Raw genomic sequence first — 21,406 nt, forward strand, 5'->3', positions numbered from 1 at the left:
ATTTGTTGTTTGATGTCTCATATTTAGACACGATATCATCAAGCACAGGCTGCGCGACGTTTGCATAGTGACAATCCCCGCGCCGTCGGATAAACGCTCCGCAGAAGGGAATGCCTCATGTCTGGTGAAGAGAGAGCACTCGGCGTTGCAGGCCACACCGAGGGAGCAAAGATGAAGCAGGAAGTATTTCTGCCCGAAGATTATCGTCCAGCCGAAGACGAACCATTTATGAACGACAGGCAGCTTGAATATTTTCGTCGTAAGCTGTTGGACTGGAAGAACGAACTTTTGGCAGGCAGCCGCGACACGATCGAAGGTCTGCAAGACAACACCCGTAACATTCCGGACGTGGCCGACCGCGCCAGCGAGGAAACCGACCGTGCGCTTGAGCTGCGCACACGCGACCGTCAGCGCAAGCTGGTTGCAAAAATCGACTCGGCCATCCGCCGCATCGACGAAGGTGAATACGGATATTGTGAGATGACCGGCGATCCGATCTCGCTGAAACGTCTGGATGCGCGCCCGATCGCGACCATGACGCTTGAGGCACAAGAGCGTCACGAACGCCGCGAAAAGGTTCACCGCGACGATTGATCGCTGAAAAATCTACGAAGCCAAAGACGCCGGGGCCTGTAGCTCTGGCGTTTTTGCGTTATGGCAACATCATGAGGATGGACGGTATCACTGTTGGTGTCATTGGCGGCGGGATAGGGGGGCTGGCAGCAGCTCTGGCGCTGCGTCAAAAAGGGGCGAAGGTCACTTTGGTTGAGCAGGCCCCTGCGTTGACCGAGGTAGGTGCTGGCCTTCAGATCAGCCCGAATGGCATGTGCGTCCTGAAGGCGTTGAACGTGGTTCAAGATACGCCCAAGGCCGGGCAGAGGTCGTACGGTACGATCTTGCGGGATTACCGAAAAGGCCGGGTGATCAGCCGCGTTCCCGGCCCTAAGGCGGGGCCGACATACTATTACCACCGAGCCGACCTGTTGGACTTGCTCTACCTTGCCGCAACCGATGCCGGGGTCGACATTCGATTGGGCACCAAAGTCGCAGAAGTTATTACGCATCCGAACGAAGTCGAATTCGTGATGGAAGGTGGAGAGCGGTTGCGGTTCGAATGTGCGGTCGCTGCGGATGGTGGGCGCAGTCGGATCCGTACCAACCTGAACGGCGCCGAAGACCCCCAGTTCACGCATCAGGTGGCATGGAGGGCGACGATACCCTGGACCAGTCGTACCGACGAGCCATGTGCGTCTTTGACGATGGGGCCGGGGCGACACGTCGTGACCTATCCACTCAGGAACCAGAGCCTGATGAACGTCGTCGCCGTTGAAGAACGGTCTGACTGGCAGATGGAAGGGTGGCGTTTGCAAGGTGATCCTGATGATCTGCGGTCCCGTTTCGCGGATTTTGGCGGACCTGTACGAGATATTCTAAGCCAGGTGACCGAAACCCACATATGGGGCTTATTCCTTCGCCCCGTCGCGCAGCATTGGCAGGATGGGCGTGTGGCGCTATTGGGGGACGCGGCACATCCCACGCTTCCTTTCATGGCGCAAGGTGCTTGCTTGGCGCTGGAGGACGCTTGGTGTCTGGCCCGGTGCTTTGAAGAAAACCCAGATGTTCCACAGGCTTTGTCTGACTTTGAAACCCGCCGTCGCCCGCGCGCGCGCAAGGTCGTTTCAGCGGCTGGAGCCAACGCGCGAAACTTCCATCTGCGGGGTCCGATGCGATTTGGGGCGCAAATGGCATTAATGGCCCTTGGGCCTCATCTGACGAAGAAGTACGAGTGGATTTATGGCTACGACGTAACCAACTGACGCCTCACAGGTCCAGATCGACCCAAACAGGCACGTGGTCAGAAGGCTTTTCGTGCCCCCGAATTTGTGCATCAATCTGGCAATCCCGCATCAGATCGGCGGCTTGTGGTGTCAGTAGAAAATGGTCAATTCGTATGCCATCGTTCTTGTTCCAAGCGCCTGCCTGATAATCCCAGAACGAATAGTGGCCAGGGCCTTGAACACGTGCGCGAAAAGCTTCGGTAAAGCCCAGGTTCAATATCCGACGAAATGCTTCACGGCTTTCGGGTCGGAACAGCGCGTCCTCGCGCCATGCATCTGGCCGAGCGGCGTCTTCCGCTTGAGGAATGATGTTGTAATCCCCAGCCATCAACGCAGGTTCTTCGCTGGCTATAAGATCCCGTGCCCGATCAAATAGGCGGTTCATCCACGACAACTTATAATCGTATTTAGGCCCGGGCGCTGGGTTGCCATTTGGAAGATAAAGCCCGCAAATCCGCAAGGATTGCCGCCCGACCACTTTGGCCTCAATCCACCGCGCCTGTTCGTCTTCGTCGTCGCCGGGCAGGCCTCTCGAAACATCTTCCAGCGGGAGCTTCGAGAGGATAGCCACACCGTTAAAGCTTTTTTGCCCGTGCGTTTCGACGTTGTACCCACGCTCTTCAAAAATCTCGCGTGGGAAATTTTCATCTACCGATTTGATCTCTTGTAGCAAAACCACGTCAGGTTGCGCATCGTCCAGCCAACGCGGCAGCGCCTCTATTCGCGCTTTGATACCGTTGATGTTGAACGTGGCTATTTTCATGAGCGTTTCTCCGTGGTCCTTGCAACCTATCGCTCAGAACCGGCCCAACGGCAAGGTGAAGAAGGCATATGCGAGGCTCTGCCTCGCGCTCCGGGATACTTTTCGCCAGATGAAGTAACGGATCCTTAACCAAGGTGGGTCATCATTTATCTGCGGTACAGGCGGGGACGCCGATGACCGCGCCAGGTGAAGCTCTTCGGCGATTGTGTCGAAGAGCGGATCCCTTCTTCATCTGGCTAAAAATATCCTGGGGGTGTGGGGGCTAGCCCCCACCGGCGCTTACATTGAAAAAGATGTACCGCAGCCACATGATGAGGTGGCGTTTGGATTTTCGATCACGAAGCGGGCGCCAATCAGTTCTTGAGTGAAGTCGATGACGGCGTTTTCAAGAAACGGAAGCGATATTGCGTCAACAATCACCTTCTGGCCTTTACCTTCCAGCACCAGATCGTCTTCTTTTGGTTCATCCAAAGCGATTTCGTATTGGAAGCCCGAGCATCCTCCACCTTCAACCGCGACGCGCAGGGCCTGACCCTGGTCTGCGGCACCTATTTCGGCCAGACGGTCAAAGGCGCGTTCTGTTACTGTTGGGGGCAGGTTCATGCCACACTCCAAAGGTTTATTTCCTTACCACTCTACCATATAGAAAAGCCAAGGACAGGCGACAAGGACTAGGCCTTTGGAAAGAGCGGGTTTTGCCTCGGACCCTAGCCGCGCACGAGGGCGGTTGGTAGCTGAGGAAGAAAGCAGTTTCAGATCGTGCTTTCAGCGTGATCGGGACAGGATCATTCACGCCAGTGCGTTTCGTCGTCTAAAACACAAAACTCAGGTTTTTGTTGAGCATGAAGGGGATAGCTACCGCACACGCCTGACCCATTCTATTGAGGTTGCTCAGGTTGCGCGGACGATTTCCGGAGCGTTGGGACTGAATCCCGAACTTACCGAAGCTGTCGCTTTGGCGCATGATCTGGGGCACACCCCTTTTGGCCACACCGGAGAAGATGCGCTGCATGCCTTGATGGAACCTTATGGTGGATTTGATCACAATGCGCAGGCGATCCGCATCGTAACGCAGCTAGAGCGGCATTATGCTGATTTTGACGGCTGTAACCTGACATGGGAAAGTCTGGAGGGCATCGCAAAACACAATGGTCCGGTTGAAGGTGCTTTGCCTTGGGCGTTGGCCGAGTGTAACGCGGCTTTTGATCTGGAACTTCACACCCATGCCAGCGCAGAAGCGCAGGTAGCGGCGCTGTCTGATGACATTGCTTATAATAACCACGACCTTCTGGATGGTCTGAGGGCCGGATTGTTTGGCGACTCGGAAATTCAGGAGCTGCCCATCGTTGGGGCGTGTTACGCTGAGGTGGATCGCAAACATCCCGGTTTGGACGCGTATCGCCGCAGGCACGAAGCCTTGAGGCGTGTTTTTGGCGTCATGGTGTCCGATGTTATCGACACATCCCGGGCAAATTTAGCCCAGTCCGGGGCAGATACGGTTGAAGATATTCGAAACTTAGGTCGTCCAGTGATCCAGTTCTCGAACACGTTGTGGAGGCAGTTGAAGCAAATACGTGCGTTCCTGTTCACACGCATGTACCGCGCGCCCTCGGTCATGCAAGTACGAGCAGAAGTGGGAAAAGTGGTCGAGGAGTTGTTCCCAATCTATCTGGCTGATCCCAAACAAATGCCAAAGCACTGGCATTCGGATGTCGAGGCTGCGGTTGATGAGACCGCCATGGCCAGGATCGTGTCTGACTATATTGCAGGTATGACCGACCGTTTTGCCTTGCAGGATCATGCAAGGCTGACCGGAAAACAGCTGTCAGCGGGTCATTCAATTCCGATATAGGCCAGTGCCCAGACTTGTTGGCTTGCCTGGGCTGCGGCGGCGTCTTCATCCTGTGTGGGCGGGAACACAATCATGGTTGGCCCATAACCTCCGATACCCATTGGCGTACCGTTGGCATGGGTGGCGAGAATTGGTTGATGGGTTGAGATGCTCTCCCAAGAGATTTCTGCCTGATACCCGTCCATCGCCATGGGGCGCGCTGTTTTGCCTTCTGCTCCGGCCATCGCCATCACGTCTGCAAGCCGAGGGCCGCTGAACGCGAAGTCGCGTTGGTTTTCAGGAGGGCCGTAAGGGATGGTGATCTCGACCTGAGGCAGCGCATCCAATATCGCGGCATCAAACCCGGCAGCCCCGTTATGGGTGACTTCGAGATAACCCAACAATCCACCATCTGCCTCACCGCGTCCGGGCATGTTGGTCTCACTGACAGCGCCGCCGAGCGTCACCAGAACGTGTCCTTGCAATGCAGGCATTTCTGCAAAGGCAGGCAGCGCGGTGGATAGAAGCAAGCTCAGGGGCAGGGCAAGGCGCATAAATGGTCTCCGATTGGGCGTTACGGGCCGACTGTAGCGGGGATTGCGCCCAAACCAAGGTCAAACTTTAGGCATCCATTGACCTTGCCGTGCTGCGTGTTAAACCGCCGATCAAGCAAAAGGACATCCGTAATGAACCTGTTTTCCGAGATCCGCGGCCTGGTACTGGACGCGCTGGCGCAGATGCAGTCCGAAGGTGCTCTGCCTGACGGGCTGAGCTTTGACAACGTGGCGGTCGAGCCGCCGCGCGATGCGGCGCATGGCGATATGGCTACGAATGCCGCGATGGTGCTGGCGAAGCCCGCCAAGATGAAGCCGCGCGACATAGCCGATGTGCTGGCCGGAAAGCTGGCTGCCGATGAACGGATCACTAACGCCGAGGTTGCCGGGCCGGGTTTCTTAAACCTGCGGCTGGCACCGTCAGTCTGGCAGGGTGTGCTGGCGGCCGTGCTGGAACAGGGCACGGATTTTGGTCGCTCGACCATGGGGCATGGTCAAAAGGTAAACGTGGAATATGTGTCGGCCAACCCGACCGGACCGCTGCATGTGGGGCATACGCGGGGGGCAGTGTTCGGGGATGCTTTGGCAAGCCTGCTGGCCTATTCCGGCCATGACGTGACGCGTGAATACTACATCAATGATGGCGGCGCCCAGGTGGATGTGCTGGCGCGGTCCGCCTATGAACGCTATCGCGAGGCCAACGGCCTGAGCCCTGAGATTGCCGAGGGTCTTTATCCAGGTGACTATCTGATTCCGATCGGTGAGGCGCTGAAGGAGAAATATGGCGACAGCCTGATCGACAAGCCCGAAAGCGAATGGCTGGAAGATCTGCGCAACTTTGCCACCGACGCGATGATGGATTTGATCCGTGCTGACCTGAAGGCGCTGGGCGTCGAGATGGACGTGTTCTTCTCGGAGAAATCCCTCTATGGCACGGGCCGGATTGAGGCCGCGTTGCAATCGCTGACCGACAAAGGCCTGATCTATGAAGGCGTGCTTGAGCCGCCCAAAGGTAAAAAGCCTGAGGATTGGGAGCCGCGTGAGCAGACTCTGTTCAAATCGACTGAACATGGCGATGACGTGGACCGTCCGGTCAAGAAATCGGACGGTGCCTGGACCTATTTCGCCCCCGATATCGCCTATCATTATGACAAGGTGAGCCGTGGCTTTGACGCGTTGATCGACGTGTTTGGTGCCGATCACGGCGGTTACGTAAAGCGGATGAAGGCGGCTGTTTCGGCGCTGTCTGACGGCAAAGTTCCACTGGATATTAAGCTGACCCAGCTGGTGAAGTTGTGGAAGAATGGCGAACCGTTCAAAATGTCCAAACGGGCAGGGAACTTTGTCACTCTGCGCGATGTGGTGGATCAGGTCGGCCCGGATGTGACCCGTTTTGTCATGCTGACCCGCAAAAACGACGCGCCGCTGGACTTCGATTTCGACAAAGTACTGGAACAAAGCCGCGAGAACCCGGTGTTCTACGTGCAATACGCCCATGCCCGCGTCATGAGCGTTCTGCGCCGCGCGGCTGAGGCCGGTATCGCAGCTGATGACGCGACGCTTGGCGCGGCCGACCTCAGCAAAAATGACCATGCGTCGGAACTGACAGTCGCGAAAAAGCTGGCCGAATGGCCGCGCCTGGTGGAAATCGCTGCCCGCACGAATGAGCCGCACCGCGTGGCGTTCTACCTTTATGAGCTGGCGGGTGACTTCCACGCGCTGTGGAACAAGGGCAATGACGAAACCCAACTTCGGTTCATTCAAGATGGCGATGTTGCCACAAGCCAGTCAAAAATCGCATTGGCTCGTGCCGTTTCTGTTGTGATTTCAGCGGGCTTGGGTATTCTTGGCGTTACTCCGGCGCAGGAGATGCGGTAACCAACATCGCCCGAACCGCCGGTACGAGGTAGGCAAGAAATGACCCGCGCGCCTTATTTTCTGGCGCGAAACGGGCGGTGAGGCGGACATGGCGAATTACGACTACGCGGGGCAAATGCGCCCCGAGCAGATGCATTACACGAATCAGCCGGACCCACAGGATGGGTATGAATATTCCGAAGAGATGCAGGGATATGAAGCAGTCCCGCAAGGTGCGGGCCTAGGGCGTATCGTCAATGCGCTTGGGGCTGTGGCCTCTTTGGCGCTGGTCGCGGGGATTGGCGTTTGGGGCTATAATCTTGTGATGCGCGATGTAAGTGGCGTGCCAGTTGTGCGTGCTATTGAAGGTCCGATGCGTATTCAGCCTGAAAACCCCGGTGGCACGCCAGCCGATCACCAGGGGTTGGCCGTGAATGCCGTGGCTGCTGTTGGAACGGCTGCACCGCCTGCAGACCGTTTGATCCTTGCACCACGTCCGGTATCCCTTGCAGACGAAGATACGCCGATCGAACCTTTGAAACCAACTCAGGCCGTGCATGTGGTGGAGGAAGAGATCACGACCCAAGAGGCCGCAAAACTGCGTCAAGGTGCTGTTGACGCGCTGGTCGCTGAACTTGCAGCGGAACCTGATGCGCTACCCCAGGACACCGACGAGCAGGGGGTACAGCTGGCTTCGTTGACCGTTGTTGATGATGAACCTGCTATTGATCCCGCCGATTACGCGGCTCAGTTGCCGGATCCCGCGCTTGCAGCGTTGCCTGGTGTGCGTCGTTCTCTTCGCCCGATCACACGTCCGGCGCGCGTCACAGCAAGTGGCATAACGGCAAACAGCAGCACAGAAGATGCGATCAATGCGGCCGTAAAAGCGGCTGTCGGTTTGGATGTTGACGCAGAAACGCTGTCCAAAGGAACGCGAATGGCCCAGTTGGGCGCCTATGAAAGCTCGGACGTGGCCCGTGCAGAATGGGACCGTTTGAATGGGCGGTTCTCGGAATATATGGATGGAAAGCAAAGGGTTATACAAAAAACCTCAAGCGGCGGCCGCACTTTCTACCGTTTGCGTGTGCTTGGGTTCGATGACCTGAGCGACTCGCGCCAATTCTGCGCGGCACTACAGGGCCAAGGGGCTGACTGTATTCCGGTTGCCGCGCGGTGACATTTGGCGCCGTTATCACGGATGCCGAAGGTCTGCGCCTGACGCCATCTGAAAGGGACCTGTTCCAAGAGATGAATCCGTTCGGGTTCATCCTGTTTGCGCGCAACGTTGATACAGCGGACCAAGTGCGCGCGCTGTGCGATGATTTTCGCGAAGCCGTCGGCCGCAATTGTCCAATCACGATCGACCAAGAGGGCGGCCGCGTCCAACGTTTGCGCGCGCCCATAGCGCGCGAATGGTTGCCGCCACTGGATCATGTGCGGCGTGCAGGGGCAGAGGCCGAGCGTGCGATGTACTTGCGGTATCGCCTCATCGCTGCCGAACTGTTTGAGTTGGGGATCGACAGCAATTGCGCACCGATGGTCGACTTGGCGCGCGAAGACACACATCCGTTTCTAAAGAACCGCTGCTATGGTGAGGATCAGGGCATGGTCTCTGGCTTGGGCCGCACGGTGGCCAAGGCTCACCTGGACGGTGGTGTCTTGCCTATCGTTAAGCATATGCCCGGTCACGGCCTTTCCACCTTGGATAGCCACCACGATCTGCCCCATGTCGACTTGTCACAAGATGCGCTGGAGCAAGCCGACTTTGCCCCATTTCGGGCGTTGAATGACTTGCCGATGGGGATGACTGCGCATTTGGTCTATGACCGTATTGATCCTCAACCAGCGACGATTTCCCCTGCTATGATTGGCTTGATCCGCGAGAAAATCGGTTTCGACGGGCTGATCATGACAGACGACATCTCGATGAAGGCACTTAGCGGCGCACCAGAAGACGTTGCGAAGCAGGCCCTTGCCGCCGGATGCGATGTGGTTTTGCATTGCAACGGAGCATTTGACGCGCGCGCCCGTGTTCTTGAAGCAGCGGGGCCTATGACCGCTCAGGCACAAAACCGCGCGGAAAAAGCACTGGGAATGCGGCAAAAGCCAGCAGAACTTGACATCCCAGCCGCCGAGGCGGAACTATCTCGCCTAATGGGCGGTCAGGTGTATGCAGGATAACCTCTTTAACGAAGACCCGGTCTCGGTCGCGGATCGTCTGGCGGCCGAAGCGCTAATCGTCGATGTCGATGGCTTTGAAGGGCCACTTGACGTGCTTTTGACGTTATCAAGAACGCAAAAAGTCGATCTGCGCAAAATCTCGGTACTGGCTCTGGCGCAGCAGTACCTGACCTTTGTCGAAAAAGCGCGGCAACTCAGGATCGAATTGGCCGCTGACTATCTGGTCATGGCGGCATGGCTGGCTTTCCTGAAATCACGTTTGTTATTGCCACCCGACCCGGATGACGAAGGTCCTTCGGGCGAAGAACTGGCCGCACACCTTGCGTTCCAGCTTGAACGTTTGCAGGCGATGCGGGACGCTGCCGCGCGTCTTATGGCGCGAGACCAACTTGGGCGGGACTTCTTCAAACGCGGGCAGGGCGAGGATGTCACGCGCATCCGGACCGTGACCTACTCGGCCACTTTGCTGGACCTGATGCAGGGCTACGCCCGTATCCGCACCCGCGACGAGTTTCGCCCATTTGTCATGGACCGCGATGCTGTTTTCACGATGGAGCAGGCGCTGGAGCGGATGCGCCCATTGATCGGCTTTGCTGGCACCTGGACCGATATGGAAACCTATTTGCCAGACGGTTGGGACGCGGACCCTGTGCGCCGTCGGTCGGCAACCGCAGCGACCTTTGCGGCTTCGCTGGAGTTGGTGAAAGAAGGACATATGGAGATGAAGCAAAGCGATACCTTTGCCCCAATCCATTTGCGTAAGAGGACTGAAACACGTGACTGACGCCCCCGAAGACGACGGCACTGGCACCCTGTTCGAGGCACCGCCTCTGGCTGAACAGGAACGCATGGTCGAAGCAGTGTTGTTCGCCAGCGCTGAGCCGGTCACGATTGCCGATCTTGAAGTGAGGATGCCGCACGGAAGCGACGCGGCGCAGGCCGTTGAAATGCTTCAAAAAAGGTATGAGGGGCGCGGTGTGCGTGTTGTTCCGGTCGGAGACGCCTGGGCCATACGTACAGCGCCTGATTTGGGTTTCCTGATGCAGAAGGAAACGGTCGAAACCCGCAAGCTTAGCCGAGCCGCCATCGAGACATTGGCCATCGTTGCCTATCACCAGCCCTGTACACGGGCCGAGATTGAGGAAATTCGGGGTGTATCGGTTTCACGCGGAACGATTGACCAGCTTCTTGAGATGGAGTGGATCCGACTGGGGCGTCGCCGTATGACGCCCGGCCGTCCGGTGACATTTGTCGTGACGCCGCAGTTTCTGGATCATTTCGGGCTTGAGAATGCGCGTGATCTGCCAGGCCTCAAAGAACTGCGCGCGGCTGGTTTGCTGGAAAACAGACCCCCTCCGGGCTCTGCGCCTTTGGTTGAAGGGCTCGAAGACGCCGAAGACGAAGATCAGACTGAGTTGTTCGAGGAAGAGTGATCACACAGCCCTTTTGTTGTCACGTGAATCACCTATGTTGAGCACAGAAAACGGAGCAGAACCATGAATGCCAATCGAATTATTGACATGATCGTACGTCAGGTCATGCGCCGCCTTGTCAACAAAGGCGTGGACACTGGCTTTGACATGGCAAGCCGCATAGGCCGCAAGGCCGACGAAAACTCTGACACGCCCCCGAACGCAAAGGCATCGCAGCAAATGCAGGCTGGTGCAGGGCGTCAAGCACAGGGCATGAAGCAGGCACAGCGGATGACCCGCCAAATGCGCCGCTTTATGAAGTTCTAACCGACAGCCTTAAAGTGCTTGGACAGTTTCAGCCCCTGTCCCTGATAGTTCGACGCGATACCTGCGCCGTAAAGCTGCGTGGGCATTTCCGACATCTTTTCGTAAACCAATCGTCCCACGACCTGTCCGTGCTCCAGAACAAACGGGGCTTCGTAGCAGCGAACCTCTAGCACACCGCGCGATCCGGCACCTCCGGCGGCTGCGTGGCCGAAACCGGGGTCAAAGAAGCCCGCATAGTGGACGCGGAATTCGCCCACCATCGCCAGATACGGGGCCATTTCGGCAGCGTACATAGGCGGAATATGAACCGCCTCGCGGCTGACCAGTATGTAAAAAGCGCCGGGGTCCAGAATAATGCGTCCGTCGCGTGTGCGCACTTCTTCCCAGTATTCCTGCGGGTCATATTCGCCGATCCGATCCAGATCGATGACACCGGTATGTGGTTTTGCCCGGTACCCGACCAGATCCGTGTCAGGCAATTGCAGATCAACGGAAAAGCCCAGCCCGTCTTGAATGACGGCAGGTCCATCAACCAGCGGCGAGTCGTTGTGCAAGGATGTCAGTTCCGCATCGCTCAGTACCGCCTGACCCTGACGGAACCGGATTTGGTTCAGACGCATTCCCGGGCGAACAAGGACCGAGAAAGAGCGCGGGCAAATCTCGGCGTAAAGTGGGCCGGTGTAGCCCGCCGGCACCCGATCAAATTCGGTGCCGCCATCTGTGATCGTCCGGGTCAACAGATCCAACCGCCCGGTCGAGCTTTTGGCGTTGGCCACTGCGGTCACGCTATCGGGAAGGGCAAGAGCTTCCATCAGGGGCACCAGATAAACGCAGCCTTTTTCCAGAACCGCGCCGTCGGTGATGTCTATGCGGTGCATCTCAAATTCGGCCAGCCTGTCTTCGACCGATCGGCCTTCGCCTGCCAAAAACGATGCACGAACGCGGTAAGCCACTGTTCCAAGGCGTAAATCCAGACTGGCGGGTTGAACCTGAGCGGTGATGATTTCAGGCGCGGCCGTGATCTCGCCGCGCTTGATCATTTCTTCGATCTGCTGGTTCGGGCATACGCCTGTCATTCCGATCCCCCCGTGTGCCAGAGCGGGATCTGGCCTATCTGCCATAAACGTCGGTGTGATTTGGTCGGGCTAGCAGGACTCGAACCTGCGACCTTCCGTCCCCCAGACGGACGCGCTACCAGGCTGCGCCATAGCCCGACGTTGGAGTGTTCATAAAGACTTTCCCGGCGGGGGCAAGAGGAAATCATCGCCTTTTTTCTTATCCCGCCGATCGGTTCTCAATTCTGTTCAGAACGGCCCGCAGCTCTTTGGCAACCGGTGCAATTTGGCGCAAAAGCTGATCGTCAAAGTCGGTTCGATTCCATGCCTGACTTGCAATTCCACCCAACAGCGGGGCCTTGTCCAAGACCTGTGGCTGCGCCTTTTTCTCGGGCGCGGGTGGAGTGTCGGGTTTCGCTTTCTCAACCTTAGGCTCTGTCGGTGGTGCAGGTTTCTGCGCCTCGTCCTCGCCAAGGTCCAGCGTGATTTGTTGTTGCGGTGCGGGTTTGGCGGTGAAGGGGACGACCACGTCGTCCTTCGCCTCATCCAACTGGGGCGCGGATTCTTCCAACCCTTGGGACAACGATGCGACATGCGCCACACCTTCTTCCCGAAGGATGCGTTGCACGCCTTTGATCGTGATCCCGTCTTCGTGCAACAGCTTCTTGATCCCACCAAGAAGAAGCATGTCATTGGGACGGTAGTATCGACGCCCGCCTGCACGTTTCACAGGTTTTACCTGACTGAACCGGCTTTCCCAGAAGCGCAGTACATGAGCCTGAACGCCCAGCCAATCCGCAACTTCACTTATGGTGCGAAACGCGTCGCGAGACTTGCTCATGGCTCTGCCGTCCTGCTGTTACTTGCGGTTCCCGGCGGCGACGCGATCCTTCATCAGGTGCGACGGACGGAAGGTCAGCACGCGGCGGGGTTGGATTGGAACTTCTTCACCGGTTTTGGGGTTGCGACCAATCCTTGCGGTTTTGTCCCGAACACTGAAGGTGCCAAAGGAAGAGATCTTTACCTGCTCGCCACGCACCAAAGCGTCCGACATGTGGTTCAGAACGCTTTCAACCAATTGCGCGCTTTCGTTGCGTGAAAGACCGACTTCGCGAAAAACGGCTTCGCTCAGATCCATTCGGGTCAGTGTTTTGTCGCCCATGCTTATTCCCCTGTTGATGGTAAAGCATAGGGTCAGGGCAAATTCACTGTCAATATCAATGAATTGCAAGAGGGTGTGTAAGCCGTTTTGCGCCTGTTACCACCGTAAGAGGACAGAGCCCCAAGCCAATCCACCCCCGATTGCCTCGGTTACCAGCAAATCGCCCTCTTTGAATTGACCGCGCTGTTTGGCGACAGACATGGCAAGGGGGATAGAAGCAGCGGACGTGTTGCCGTGGTCTTGCAGTGTCACGACCACGTGGTCCATCGGTACGCCCAGTTTCTTGGCGGTGCCCTGAATGATGCGGATATTGGCCTGATGCGGCACAATCCAGTCCACATCTTCGTGGTCCAAACCGACTTTTCCCAAGCAAGTTTCGGCAGTTGACGTCAAACGTTCAACCGCTTGGCGGAAAAGCTGGTTGCCTTTCATCCGCAGATAACCGGTTGTCTGCGTGGACACCCCTCCATCAACATAGAGCAGGTCTTTGTAGCGCCCGTCCGAGTTCAGATCGGTTGCAAGAATCCCGCGGTCGTCCGACGTTCCGTCGCCTTCCTGCCGCTCGAGTATCAGCGCGCCTGCGCCGTCGCCGAACAACACGCAGGTCGAACGGTCCGTCCAGTCCATGATTCGCGAAAATGTCTCGGCACCGATGACCATCACGCGTTTAGCCTGATCAGACAGGATCAATGCGTTGGCATTGGTTAGGGCATATACGAATCCCGCACACACGGCCTGCACGTCAAATGCAAACCCCTTGGTCATTCCCAAGCGGGATTGCACCATTGTCGCTGCAGACGGAAATGTCAGATCGGCGGTCGATGTTGCCAGAACAATCGCGTCAATATCGTCGGCTGTTAGCCCCGCGTCAGCCAAAGCGGCCTCGGCAGCCTTGGTGGCCATGTCTGATGTCGTCTCGTCATCCGCTGCAAAGTGGCGGCGCTCGATGCCGGATCGGGTTCTGATCCACTCGTCTGACGTATCGAGCGTTTTTTCAAACTCGGAATTCGGAACGATGCGCTCCGGCAAATAATGTCCGACACCTACAACAACTGAACGGCCTGCCATTCTGGGGTACTGCCTTTTTTGTTATTCACCCGCCTTGGGCGGTGCGTGTGCGGCATCTTGTGCAAGCTCGACCGTCGATGCAACCCGTGCCGCCAATTTTTCAGAGAACCCCGACTGGGCCAGAGTAAAGGCCAACTTCACAGCGGCCGAAACACCAGTCGCATCCGCGCCACCATGTGATTTGATCACTGTGCCATTTAGGCCCAGAAAAACCCCTCCATTGACACGGCGCGGGTCGATACGCTTCTTCAAACGCTGCAGCGATGTGATCGCAAGAACAGAGGCCAACCTCGACAGCGGAGAGTACTTGAAGGCTTGGCGCAAAAGGTCACCGATCAGGCTGGCCGTGCCCTCACCGGTTTTGATAGCCACGTTGCCTGTAAACCCATCGGTTACAACGACATCTGCCTTGTCACCAGGGATATCGCTGCCTTCAACAAAGCCCACAAAGTCAAAGCTTGCCTGGTCTGCAAAATCGGCAATTAACCCGTGGGCTTCTTTGAGCTCTGCGCGCCCCTTATGCTCTTCCGTTCCGACGTTCAGCAGACCGATCCGAGGGCGCTCCAGCAGCATGCCGTTACGCGCATACGAGGCCCCCATGAGCGCATATTGCAGCAAATCCTTAGCGTCGGCGCGGACATCTGCGCCAACGTCCAGCATGACGTTGAACCCTTGTGGGTTGCGCGAAGGCCACAGAATCGCGATCGCCGGACGGTTGACGCCCGGCAGTTTGCGCAACCGCATCATCGACAGGGCCATCAAAGCGCCTGTATTTCCGCATGACACGGCACCATGCGCTTCGCCCTTACGGACCGACTCGAGCGTGGACCACATCGAGGTCTTTTTGCCGTGGCGCACTACCTGGCTGGGCTTGTCTTCCATCGTGACCACATCGGTGCAATCACGAAAAACGACGCGCCCATTCAGGACACGTCGTTTGGCAACAAGTTTGCGCAGTGCTTCTTCAGGCCCGTGCAGGATGAACGCGATATCGGGGTTCTTGTCCGCCGATTTGGCGATGCCCGCCACAACAACGGCGGGCCCCGAATCTCCGCCCATTGCGTCGACCGAAATGGTAATCCGTCCGGCGTGCGTGGGCTGTTCTGTCATGCCAGGGCCTGCGCTTGAAAAGGCTTAGGCCGCGTCTTCGTCCAGGTCGATTTCGTCGGCCTGAGCGACGACTTCACGGTCATCATAGTGGCCGCAGGAGGCACAGACGTGGTGCGGGCGCTTCAGCTCACCGCAGTTTGCGCATTCGTTCGGGTTTGCAGCAACCAGAGCGTCATGTGCGCGGCGGTTGTTGCGGCGCGACTTGGAAACTTTGTTCTGTTGGACAGCCATGGTCTCAACCTTTGTCTACTGAGGGTCCGCAGATTCGCTGCCGACCGGGTTTCATTCTTCGTTTTTTACGTGGTTTGACGCGCGTTTAGGGGACGAGCCCCGCAATGTCCAACCCAAATTCCGATGAGCGCGCGAAAATACTGCGATTCTCGTCATGTTCAAGCGATTTTTCTGAGCGCCTGCTATGACAGGAAAACAAACCCATGTCACTCGTCTTTTTTCATCGCATCCCGCAAGCTGGCGAGGCCTGCAAAGGGCTTGACGTCATCATCCGTCATGGCCTGTTTGCCCGGCTCAGTATAGTCGGCTTGTTCCAGTTTCGCGCCGTCTTTTCGCGGATATTGAGGTAGGGCAAGCGACAGAGCTTCGATCATGACAGTAACGGGGTCGATCTCGGCCCCAAGAGGTTCCGACTCGTCGCCTTCGGGGATTTCGAATTCCTCTTCGTCCGGGTCAGACCAGTCCGCCAGGTAAACACGCGTAACGGGCACGTCGATACGAGAGGTTACCGGTTCCAGAGTCACGACGCAGGGCTGAATCACCGTGGCGCCCAGTTTGCCGTTCAAAACCCAATCGCGTTTACCTTGTGCCCGCACGTCACCGGTAAAGCTGACCTTACGTAGACCCAGCAGGCCAAGTTCATCTTTGATGGCGTCCAGCGCTTTGGCATCGGGGCGTAATTCAAAGGGGGTCGGTGCGTTTTGGGGCAGATCGGCTACCCGCAGAGATAAATGGTTGCTCATTCGTGACCCTTTCCTGTGTTGAACCGGGGCTGCGGTTTGATGTAAGCGGATAGGGTCCACAAGGGACCAGCGCAAGAGGGTGTGAATGTTAAAGGTTGTGAACAGGTTGATACCAGCGTCCAGAACGTTTGCTTTTGCGGCCTGTTTGGCAATGGCCGCGGCGTGCACACCTATTTTCGAGAATCATGGATACGTTCCACCGCCGGAACAACTAGCCGAGATTCAAGTCGGCGTGGATACCCGCGAAACTGTGGTCGAAGCCGTCGGTGCGCCGTCATCCTCAGGGGTGGTTCGGGACTCGGGCTTTTACTACGTGCGTTCGACAGTGCGTCACTATGGACCCAAACGACCGGAGGTGGTCGAGAGACAGTTGGTCGCAATCAGCTTTGATCAGGGCGGCGTTGTTCGCAACATCGAACGGTTTGGCCTCGAAGATGGCATCGTCGTTACACTCGACCGCCGCGTGACTGACTCCGGTATCCAAGGCACAGGTTTCCTGCGTCAGCTTCTGGGCAATATCGGCAACTTTAACCCTGCAAACATTCCGGGCGCGACGAACTAATTGTCGGGTGACGCTTGTGGTCGTCACATAGGGGTCATAGTTACTATGCTACCCGCGTGGCAACACGAAACGGTTCAACAACCGTAGAGGATGCGACCATGGCAATATTGCTTGGTAAGGGCAGGTATCGCGCTCGTTTGGCAGAGACGCCACAGGACATAGTCGCCGCGCAAAACTTGCGCAGTCTGGCTTTCGCTACAGATCAAACGGACAAGGATGACTTTGACCCCGTTTGTTCGCATGTTCTGATCGAGGACATGCGAACAGAAGGACAGTTAGTCTGTTGTTTCCGGATGTTGACCATGGCGCATGGTGCTGAGATCAACCGCAGCTATTCCGCACAATTCTACGATCTATCCGCTTTGGAAGGGTTTGAGGGCAAGATGGTCGAGATGGGGCGCTTTTGCGTTCATCCCGACTGGTCAGACCCGGATATCCTGCGTGTCGCCTGGGGTGCCATGACGGATTACGTTGATCGTAACAAGATCGAAATGCTTTTCGGATGCTCGTCTTTTGCCGGAACTGAGACTGCAGAATATCTGGATGCCTTTGCGATGTTAAAACACCGTCATTTGGCGCCCAAACGCTGGTTGCCACGGGTCAAAGCACCGGATGTTTTTCGGTTTGCAGCTCGCCTTCGACGACGACCGGATGTAAAAAAGGCGATGCTGCGGATGCCGCCTTTGTTGCGCACATACCTGATGATGGGCGGATGGGTGAGCGATCATGCTGTGGTCGATCGGAACATGAACACCCTGCACGTGTTCACAGGGCTTGAGATCCAGGCGATTCCGCCGGCGCGTAAGCGATTGCTGAGGTCGGTTGCAGGGTAATCGGCGTTGACGCTTAGGTCCTACCGGTTTAGCTGGCGGGCATGGCGAGAATTCCTTTGTTGCAGATGTCCGGCATTTCTCTGACTTTCGGAGGTGAACCGGTGTTTTCCGAGCTGGACCTGGTTGTGCAGCCGGGCGATCGCGTGGCTCTTGTCGGGCGAAACGGGTCGGGTAAATCCACGTTGATGAAAGTGATGGCCGGATTGGTTGAACCAGATCGCGGCGATATCGTCGTGCCGCCCGGTAAATCTGTCGGCTATATGGAACAGGACCCGGGAATGCAGGGGTTTGCCACGCTTGGCGACTATGCCTCAAGCGGTCTGGAACCGGGAGAGCTGTACAAGGTTGAACGCGCAGGCGAAGGCCTCAAGTTCGATCCCGCGCGCCCTGTCGAGACGGCCTCGGGTGGTGAGCGTCGGCGGGCGGCATTAGCCAAGTTAATGGCAGAAGCGCCGGACCTGATGTTGCTGGACGAACCGACCAACCATCTGGATATCGAAGCCATCGCTTGGCTTGAACGCGAACTGGGGTCGACCCGCGCGGCCTTTGTGTTGATTTCTCACGACCGTGCCTTTCTGCGGGCCCTGACGCGTGCAACCCTGTGGATTGACCGAGGCGCTGTTCGGCGCCAGGAAAAAGGGTTCGAGGCCTTCGAAGCATGGCGCGACAAGGTGTGGGAAGAAGAAGACCAACAGCGCCACAAACTGAACCGTCTGATAAAATCCGAAGCCAAATGGGCTGTTGAGGGTATCAGCGCCCGCCGCAAACGCAATCAGGGCCGGGTGCGTGCGTTGCAAGCGCTGCGGGCTGAGAAAGCGGCGCAGATCAAACGTCAGGGCTCGGCGGCCATGACGTTGGAGGCCGGGCCAAAATCCGGGCGAAAGGTTATTGAGGCCAAGGCTTTATCAAAGTCTTTTGATGAAAAACAGATTGTCCGAAACTTTGACCTTTTGGCGCAACGCGGCGATCGGGTCGCATTTGTCGGGCCCAATGGCGTGGGTAAAACAACGCTTTTGAAGATGCTTTTGGGGCAGGAAACCCCTGACGAAGGGTCTGTCACCTTGGGCACCAATCTTGAGATCGCGGTTTTCGACCAGACACGCGCTCAACTCGATCCCGAGATGACCTTGTGGGACAGCCTGACCGGTGATCCCGAAATGCGGGTTTCGGGCAAGGCCGATCAGGTCATGGTCGGTGGTCAGCCCAAGCACGTCGTGGGGTACCTAAAGGAGTTTCTGTTCGACGAGCGGCAGGCAAGAGCGGCTGTTAAGTCTTTGTCCGGGGGAGAGAAAGCTCGCTTGCTGCTGGCCAAGTTGATGGCCAAATCGTCCAATCTGCTGGTGTTGGACGAACCTACGAACGACCTTGATGTGGAAACGTTAGATCTGCTGCAAGAATTGTTGGACGACTATGATGGCACGGTTCTTTTGGTCAGCCACGATCGGGATTTTCTGGATCGAGTTGCTACCACAACCATCGCTATGGAAGGGAACGGACGGGCGACGGTCTATGCAGGTGGATGGTCCGACTATGTCGCGCAACGGGGCGATTTAGTTCCAAACAAAGAAGAGAAAACAAAGGCTTCAAAGCCGAAGGTCAAGAAAGACAGCCAGCCGAAATCAGGTCTGTCTTTCTCGGAAAAACATAGGCTCGAGAAATTGCCTGCCGAGATCGAACGCCTCGAAGCCGAGATTGGTAAATTAGAAGAGCTTATGTCCGACCCCGAGCTTTTCACCCGCGAGCCGGTGAAATTCCAAAAAGCGACCGAGGCATTGGTCGAGCGGCAGGAAAAACTGGCTGCCGCCGAAGAAGAATGGCTGATGCTTGAGGAAAAGGCCGAAAGCGCTTAGGAACCGGCGATTAAACGGGCAGGGTTACCCACCACGGTTTTTCCGGGTGCTACGTCTTTGGTCACGACACTGCCCGCGCCGATGATTGCATCGTCTCCAATCGTGATCCCGGGCATCAGGATCGCACCGCCACCGACCCAGACGTTCTGTCCTATGGTAACGGGTAAGCCGATTTCCAGACCTTTTGCGCGCTCGGCCGGGTCTTTGGCATGCTGTGCGCAATAGATTTGAACCTGCGGGCCAAACATCGTGCCATCACCCACCGTGATCATCGCGGTGTCCAGAACAACGCAGCCAGCGTTGAAATAAACCCGGTCGCCAAGGTGAATGTTTAACCCGTAGGCGCAATGGAACGGGGCTTCGAGAAAGCAGTTTTCTCCGACCTGTGCAAAGAGGGTGCGCAGTTCTTCAGCCATTGCACCGCGCGCATCCGGAGGGCAAGTGTTATGCGCATGAACGGCTTGCCGGGCCCGTGCGCGCAATGCGTTCAGTTCGGGCGCAAGGCAGCAATACCATTGCCCGGCCTGCATTTTCTCCCACTCAGTCATGGGAAAGACCTATCGCATACGTAAGGCTCCGTCGATGCGAATGACCTCTCCGTTCAGATAGCCCATCTCGACGATGAAACCGGCCAGTCGTCCGTATTCCAGCGGGTCGCCAAGGCGGGCAGGGTTGGGGACGTCCGCGGCCAGTTGTTGTTGCACCTCTTCGGGAAGACCTGCCAGCATCGGCGTCATGAAAATACCCGGCGCGATGGCCATAACCCGAATGCCGGTCGACGCCAGATCCCGAGCCATGGGCAGCGTCATTCCCACTACCCCACCTTTCGATGCGGCATAAGCTGCCTGACCTTTTTGACCGTCAAAAGCGGCAATCGATGCCGTGTTGATGATCACTCCGCGCGCGCCATCTGGTTCGGGTTCGTTCTGCGCCATCTCCGCGGCTGCAAGGCGCGATACGTTGAATGTGCCGACAAGGTTAATGTCAATCGTGCGTTGAAATGCGTCGAGCGGATGAGCACCGTCGCGTCCCACTGTTTTGATTCCCAAGGCGATCCCGGCGCAGTTCACTGCAGCCGTGATACGTCCCATTTTCTGTTTGGCGAAAGCGACAGCATCGGCAACCGAACCTTCATCAGTGACATCCGTTTGGATAAACTGCCCTCCGACCTGGCTGGCGACCTGTGTTCCACGCTCTGCATCGCGGTCCAGTATCGTGACCTGCGCGCCCTGATCGGCAAAGTGGCGGGCGGTGGCCTCACCCAGCCCCGAGGCACCGCCGGTGATGATTGCAGATGTGTTGGACAGGTGCATTGCGGGCTCCTCCGAATGATATGAACACTTGTTCATTAACGTGAGCTTACCCTCAGTGTCCAGTGATCGGTAAAATGGCTGGTCGTGGATCATTTCAGCCGTCTTAAGCTTTCCTCATTTTTGGTTCATGTAGTGTTCACGCTCACTCGCCACTTCGTGACTGAAGAAACTCCGCATTTCGGGTGTTTTTGCGAATGGAGGTGCTGTGATGCGAAAATTTTTAAAAGGTACTGCTAGCGGACTATTTGTTGTCCCATTGGCAGGAGTAATGTTTGTAGGTGAGGCCTCTGCCGCGCCTGAGGTTTGTAACTGGAAAACGGCGCGGGATGCGACCAGGGCGGGGGACTACGCGTCGCTTTGCGACTGTGCGCAGGTTACGCCGAGTTTCCTGGAGCGTTTGCAGGGTCAGGCGGATTTCGCGACCACGCTGCAAGTCACCGGAGACCAGTGTCCCGGGCTTGCCGCACTGCTGACGGATCTGCCGACTGCTTCGATCGGATCTACGACTGCCCGAGGAGAGGACCGCAACAGCGACCCTAACCAGGGCGATGGAGCTGGTGCTCCTGGTGACGGCGGCGGCGCAGGCCCCGGTGATGGTGGTGGTGGCCCCGGTGACGGTGGCGGCGGTCCCGGTGACGGTGGTGGTGGCCCCGGTGACGGTGGCGGCGGTCCCGGTGACGGTGGTGGTGGCCCCGGTGATGGCGACGGCGGCCCCG

Annotated in this window: 25 protein-coding genes and 1 tRNA gene; 13 read left to right on the forward strand and 13 right to left on the reverse strand. The window is 57.2% G+C overall.

The features are described 5' to 3' along the window. Window positions 1-171 precede the first annotated feature (171 nt). On the forward strand, window positions 172-594 hold the full coding sequence (gene dksA, locus ACR0BD_RS05910) for an RNA polymerase-binding protein DksA (RefSeq protein WP_480693917.1): 423 nt from the start codon (window positions 172-174) through the stop codon (window positions 592-594). A 71-nt stretch (window positions 595-665) separates the two neighbouring features. After that, window positions 666-1,817, forward strand: a complete 1,152-nt coding sequence (locus ACR0BD_RS05915) for an FAD-dependent monooxygenase (RefSeq protein WP_480829363.1) — start codon at window positions 666-668, stop codon at window positions 1,815-1,817. 4 nt (window positions 1,818-1,821) lie between these two features. On the opposite strand, the gene xth is transcribed toward ACR0BD_RS05915, so the two are convergent. Together xth and ACR0BD_RS05925 are read right to left on the reverse strand one after the other, a co-directional pair. Beyond that, window positions 1,822-2,601 (reverse strand): exodeoxyribonuclease III, encoded by a 780-nt coding sequence (xth, locus tag ACR0BD_RS05920; RefSeq protein ID WP_480829364.1) that lies wholly within the window; start codon window positions 2,599-2,601, stop codon window positions 1,822-1,824. A 279-nt stretch (window positions 2,602-2,880) separates the two neighbouring features. Beyond that, window positions 2,881-3,204: a HesB/IscA family protein gene (locus ACR0BD_RS05925; protein ID WP_170690910.1), complete on the reverse strand. Its 324-nt coding sequence runs from the start codon at window positions 3,202-3,204 to the stop codon at window positions 2,881-2,883. A gap of 76 nt (window positions 3,205-3,280) precedes the next feature. Between ACR0BD_RS05925 and ACR0BD_RS05930 the strand changes: the two genes are divergently transcribed. Continuing rightward, the gene (locus ACR0BD_RS05930) at window positions 3,281-4,453 is read left to right on the forward strand and encodes a deoxyguanosinetriphosphate triphosphohydrolase (RefSeq protein ID WP_480829366.1); all 1,173 of its coding nucleotides are present in this window, start codon (window positions 3,281-3,283) and stop codon (window positions 4,451-4,453) included. Here the strand turns inward: ACR0BD_RS05930 and ACR0BD_RS05935 are convergent. Further along, the gene (locus ACR0BD_RS05935) at window positions 4,435-4,986 is read right to left on the reverse strand and encodes a putative pterin-binding protein (RefSeq protein WP_480829367.1); all 552 of its coding nucleotides are present in this window, start codon (window positions 4,984-4,986) and stop codon (window positions 4,435-4,437) included. The two genes, ACR0BD_RS05930 and ACR0BD_RS05935, sit on opposite strands and share 19 nt — an antisense overlap. A gap of 132 nt (window positions 4,987-5,118) precedes the next feature. On the opposite strand from ACR0BD_RS05935, the gene argS reads away from it, so the two are divergent. The 6 genes from argS to ACR0BD_RS05965 all read left to right on the forward strand — a co-directional run bounded on the left by argS (window position 5,119) and on the right by ACR0BD_RS05965 (window position 10,763). Then, window positions 5,119-6,864, forward strand: coding sequence for an arginine--tRNA ligase (gene argS, locus ACR0BD_RS05940; RefSeq protein WP_480829368.1), 1,746 nt, complete (start codon window positions 5,119-5,121; stop codon window positions 6,862-6,864). 88 nt (window positions 6,865-6,952) lie between these two features. After that, window positions 6,953-8,020, forward strand: a complete 1,068-nt coding sequence (locus ACR0BD_RS05945; protein ID WP_480829370.1) for an SPOR domain-containing protein — start codon at window positions 6,953-6,955, stop codon at window positions 8,018-8,020. Then, window positions 8,017-9,024: a beta-N-acetylhexosaminidase gene (nagZ, locus tag ACR0BD_RS05950; RefSeq protein WP_480829372.1), complete on the forward strand. Its 1,008-nt coding sequence runs from the start codon at window positions 8,017-8,019 to the stop codon at window positions 9,022-9,024. The genes ACR0BD_RS05945 and nagZ overlap by 4 nt, the downstream gene beginning before the upstream one ends. Further along, on the forward strand, window positions 9,014-9,808 hold the full coding sequence (locus ACR0BD_RS05955; RefSeq protein ID WP_480693902.1) for a segregation and condensation protein A: 795 nt from the start codon (window positions 9,014-9,016) through the stop codon (window positions 9,806-9,808). Before nagZ ends, ACR0BD_RS05955 begins: the two co-directional genes overlap by 11 nt. Next, window positions 9,801-10,457: an SMC-Scp complex subunit ScpB gene (gene scpB, locus ACR0BD_RS05960; protein ID WP_480829374.1), complete on the forward strand. Its 657-nt coding sequence runs from the start codon at window positions 9,801-9,803 to the stop codon at window positions 10,455-10,457. Before ACR0BD_RS05955 ends, scpB begins: the two co-directional genes overlap by 8 nt. Before the next feature lie 63 nt (window positions 10,458-10,520). Further along, window positions 10,521-10,763, forward strand: a complete 243-nt coding sequence (locus ACR0BD_RS05965; protein ID WP_480829376.1) for a hypothetical protein — start codon at window positions 10,521-10,523, stop codon at window positions 10,761-10,763. Here the strand turns inward: ACR0BD_RS05965 and ACR0BD_RS05970 are convergent. The 8 genes from ACR0BD_RS05970 to ACR0BD_RS06005 form a co-directional block, all read right to left on the reverse strand. Then, on the reverse strand, window positions 10,760-11,839 hold the full coding sequence (locus ACR0BD_RS05970; RefSeq protein ID WP_480829423.1) for a 2'-deoxycytidine 5'-triphosphate deaminase: 1,080 nt from the start codon (window positions 11,837-11,839) through the stop codon (window positions 10,760-10,762). The two genes, ACR0BD_RS05965 and ACR0BD_RS05970, sit on opposite strands and share 4 nt — an antisense overlap. Before the next feature lie 61 nt (window positions 11,840-11,900). Continuing rightward, window positions 11,901-11,977, reverse strand: a tRNA-Pro gene (locus tag ACR0BD_RS05975). Between the two features lie 61 nt (window positions 11,978-12,038). Then, entirely contained in the window at window positions 12,039-12,659 is a 621-nt protein-coding gene (locus tag ACR0BD_RS05980) for a MerR family transcriptional regulator (protein WP_480829377.1), read from the reverse strand. An 18-nt stretch (window positions 12,660-12,677) separates the two neighbouring features. Further along, a complete protein-coding gene (ihfA, locus tag ACR0BD_RS05985; protein WP_008755922.1) occupies window positions 12,678-12,980 on the reverse strand; it encodes an integration host factor subunit alpha in 303 nt (100 codons plus the stop codon). Between the two features lie 96 nt (window positions 12,981-13,076). After that, window positions 13,077-14,048: a beta-ketoacyl-ACP synthase III gene (locus ACR0BD_RS05990; RefSeq protein ID WP_480829378.1), complete on the reverse strand. Its 972-nt coding sequence runs from the start codon at window positions 14,046-14,048 to the stop codon at window positions 13,077-13,079. Between the two features lie 21 nt (window positions 14,049-14,069). Further along, on the reverse strand, window positions 14,070-15,158 hold the full coding sequence (gene plsX, locus ACR0BD_RS05995) for a phosphate acyltransferase PlsX (RefSeq protein WP_480829379.1): 1,089 nt from the start codon (window positions 15,156-15,158) through the stop codon (window positions 14,070-14,072). A 24-nt stretch (window positions 15,159-15,182) separates the two neighbouring features. Beyond that, window positions 15,183-15,389, reverse strand: a complete 207-nt coding sequence (gene rpmF, locus ACR0BD_RS06000) for a 50S ribosomal protein L32 (RefSeq protein ID WP_037316137.1) — start codon at window positions 15,387-15,389, stop codon at window positions 15,183-15,185. A gap of 206 nt (window positions 15,390-15,595) precedes the next feature. After that, window positions 15,596-16,132 carry a YceD family protein gene (locus ACR0BD_RS06005; protein WP_480829381.1) on the reverse strand — a complete coding sequence of 179 codons (537 nt, stop codon included), beginning with the start codon at window positions 16,130-16,132 and terminating at the stop codon, window positions 15,596-15,598. Window positions 16,133-16,217: 85 nt separating this feature from the next. Between ACR0BD_RS06005 and ACR0BD_RS06010 the strand changes: the two genes are divergently transcribed. From ACR0BD_RS06010 to ACR0BD_RS06020, 3 genes are all read left to right on the forward strand, one after another. Next, a complete protein-coding gene (locus ACR0BD_RS06010) occupies window positions 16,218-16,694 on the forward strand; it encodes an outer membrane protein assembly factor BamE (protein WP_480693886.1) in 477 nt (158 codons plus the stop codon). Window positions 16,695-16,792: 98 nt separating this feature from the next. Then, window positions 16,793-17,527 carry a GNAT family N-acetyltransferase gene (locus ACR0BD_RS06015; protein ID WP_480829383.1) on the forward strand — a complete coding sequence of 245 codons (735 nt, stop codon included), beginning with the start codon at window positions 16,793-16,795 and terminating at the stop codon, window positions 17,525-17,527. A 41-nt stretch (window positions 17,528-17,568) separates the two neighbouring features. Next, window positions 17,569-19,377 (forward strand): ABC-F family ATP-binding cassette domain-containing protein, encoded by a 1,809-nt coding sequence (locus ACR0BD_RS06020; RefSeq protein ID WP_480829385.1) that lies wholly within the window; start codon window positions 17,569-17,571, stop codon window positions 19,375-19,377. On the opposite strand, the gene ACR0BD_RS06025 is transcribed toward ACR0BD_RS06020, so the two are convergent. Both ACR0BD_RS06025 and ACR0BD_RS06030 read right to left on the reverse strand, forming a co-directional pair. Further along, window positions 19,374-19,925 (reverse strand): sugar O-acetyltransferase, encoded by a 552-nt coding sequence (locus tag ACR0BD_RS06025; protein WP_480829386.1) that lies wholly within the window; start codon window positions 19,923-19,925, stop codon window positions 19,374-19,376. The two genes, ACR0BD_RS06020 and ACR0BD_RS06025, sit on opposite strands and share 4 nt — an antisense overlap. A gap of 9 nt (window positions 19,926-19,934) precedes the next feature. After that, window positions 19,935-20,690 (reverse strand): 3-hydroxyacyl-CoA dehydrogenase, encoded by a 756-nt coding sequence (locus ACR0BD_RS06030; RefSeq protein WP_480829387.1) that lies wholly within the window; start codon window positions 20,688-20,690, stop codon window positions 19,935-19,937. Between the two features lie 208 nt (window positions 20,691-20,898). On the opposite strand from ACR0BD_RS06030, the gene ACR0BD_RS06035 reads away from it, so the two are divergent. Continuing rightward, window positions 20,899-21,406, forward strand: a 508-nt coding sequence (locus ACR0BD_RS06035) for a hypothetical protein (RefSeq protein ID WP_480829388.1), incomplete at its 3' end; no start/stop codon positions are given.

This window comes from Ruegeria sp. G5 (assembly GCF_056533365.1).

Excerpts from the sequence above, each read along its gene's own strand:
- ACR0BD_RS05955 (WP_480693902.1), top strand. The coding sequence starts at position 9,014 with ATGCAGGATAACCTCTTTAACGAAGACCCGGTCTCGGTCGCGGATCGT.
- xth (WP_480829364.1), bottom strand. The coding sequence starts at position 2,601 with ATGAAAATAGCCACGTTCAACATCAACGGTATCAAAGCGCGAATAGAG.
- ACR0BD_RS05915 (WP_480829363.1), top strand. The coding sequence starts at position 666 with ATGAGGATGGACGGTATCACTGTTGGTGTCATTGGCGGCGGGATAGGG.
- plsX (WP_480829379.1), bottom strand. The coding sequence starts at position 15,158 with ATGACAGAACAGCCCACGCACGCCGGACGGATTACCATTTCGGTCGAC.
- argS (WP_480829368.1), top strand. The coding sequence starts at position 5,119 with ATGAACCTGTTTTCCGAGATCCGCGGCCTGGTACTGGACGCGCTGGCG.
- rpmF (WP_037316137.1), bottom strand. The coding sequence starts at position 15,389 with ATGGCTGTCCAACAGAACAAAGTTTCCAAGTCGCGCCGCAACAACCGC.
- ACR0BD_RS05970 (WP_480829423.1), bottom strand. The coding sequence starts at position 11,839 with ATGACAGGCGTATGCCCGAACCAGCAGATCGAAGAAATGATCAAGCGC.
- ACR0BD_RS05965 (WP_480829376.1), top strand. The coding sequence starts at position 10,521 with ATGAATGCCAATCGAATTATTGACATGATCGTACGTCAGGTCATGCGC.
- ihfA (WP_008755922.1), bottom strand. The coding sequence starts at position 12,980 with ATGGGCGACAAAACACTGACCCGAATGGATCTGAGCGAAGCCGTTTTT.
- ACR0BD_RS06030 (WP_480829387.1), bottom strand. The coding sequence starts at position 20,690 with ATGCACCTGTCCAACACATCTGCAATCATCACCGGCGGTGCCTCGGGG.
- ACR0BD_RS05945 (WP_480829370.1), top strand. The coding sequence starts at position 6,953 with ATGGCGAATTACGACTACGCGGGGCAAATGCGCCCCGAGCAGATGCAT.
- dksA (WP_480693917.1), top strand. The coding sequence starts at position 172 with ATGAAGCAGGAAGTATTTCTGCCCGAAGATTATCGTCCAGCCGAAGAC.
- ACR0BD_RS05925 (WP_170690910.1), bottom strand. The coding sequence starts at position 3,204 with ATGAACCTGCCCCCAACAGTAACAGAACGCGCCTTTGACCGTCTGGCC.
- ACR0BD_RS06005 (WP_480829381.1), bottom strand. The coding sequence starts at position 16,132 with ATGAGCAACCATTTATCTCTGCGGGTAGCCGATCTGCCCCAAAACGCA.
- ACR0BD_RS06015 (WP_480829383.1), top strand. The coding sequence starts at position 16,793 with ATGGCAATATTGCTTGGTAAGGGCAGGTATCGCGCTCGTTTGGCAGAG.
- ACR0BD_RS06025 (WP_480829386.1), bottom strand. The coding sequence starts at position 19,925 with ATGACTGAGTGGGAGAAAATGCAGGCCGGGCAATGGTATTGCTGCCTT.
- ACR0BD_RS06020 (WP_480829385.1), top strand. The coding sequence starts at position 17,569 with ATGGCGAGAATTCCTTTGTTGCAGATGTCCGGCATTTCTCTGACTTTC.
- ACR0BD_RS05935 (WP_480829367.1), bottom strand. The coding sequence starts at position 4,986 with ATGCGCCTTGCCCTGCCCCTGAGCTTGCTTCTATCCACCGCGCTGCCT.
- ACR0BD_RS05980 (WP_480829377.1), bottom strand. The coding sequence starts at position 12,659 with ATGAGCAAGTCTCGCGACGCGTTTCGCACCATAAGTGAAGTTGCGGAT.
- ACR0BD_RS05990 (WP_480829378.1), bottom strand. The coding sequence starts at position 14,048 with ATGGCAGGCCGTTCAGTTGTTGTAGGTGTCGGACATTATTTGCCGGAG.
- ACR0BD_RS06010 (WP_480693886.1), top strand. The coding sequence starts at position 16,218 with ATGTTAAAGGTTGTGAACAGGTTGATACCAGCGTCCAGAACGTTTGCT.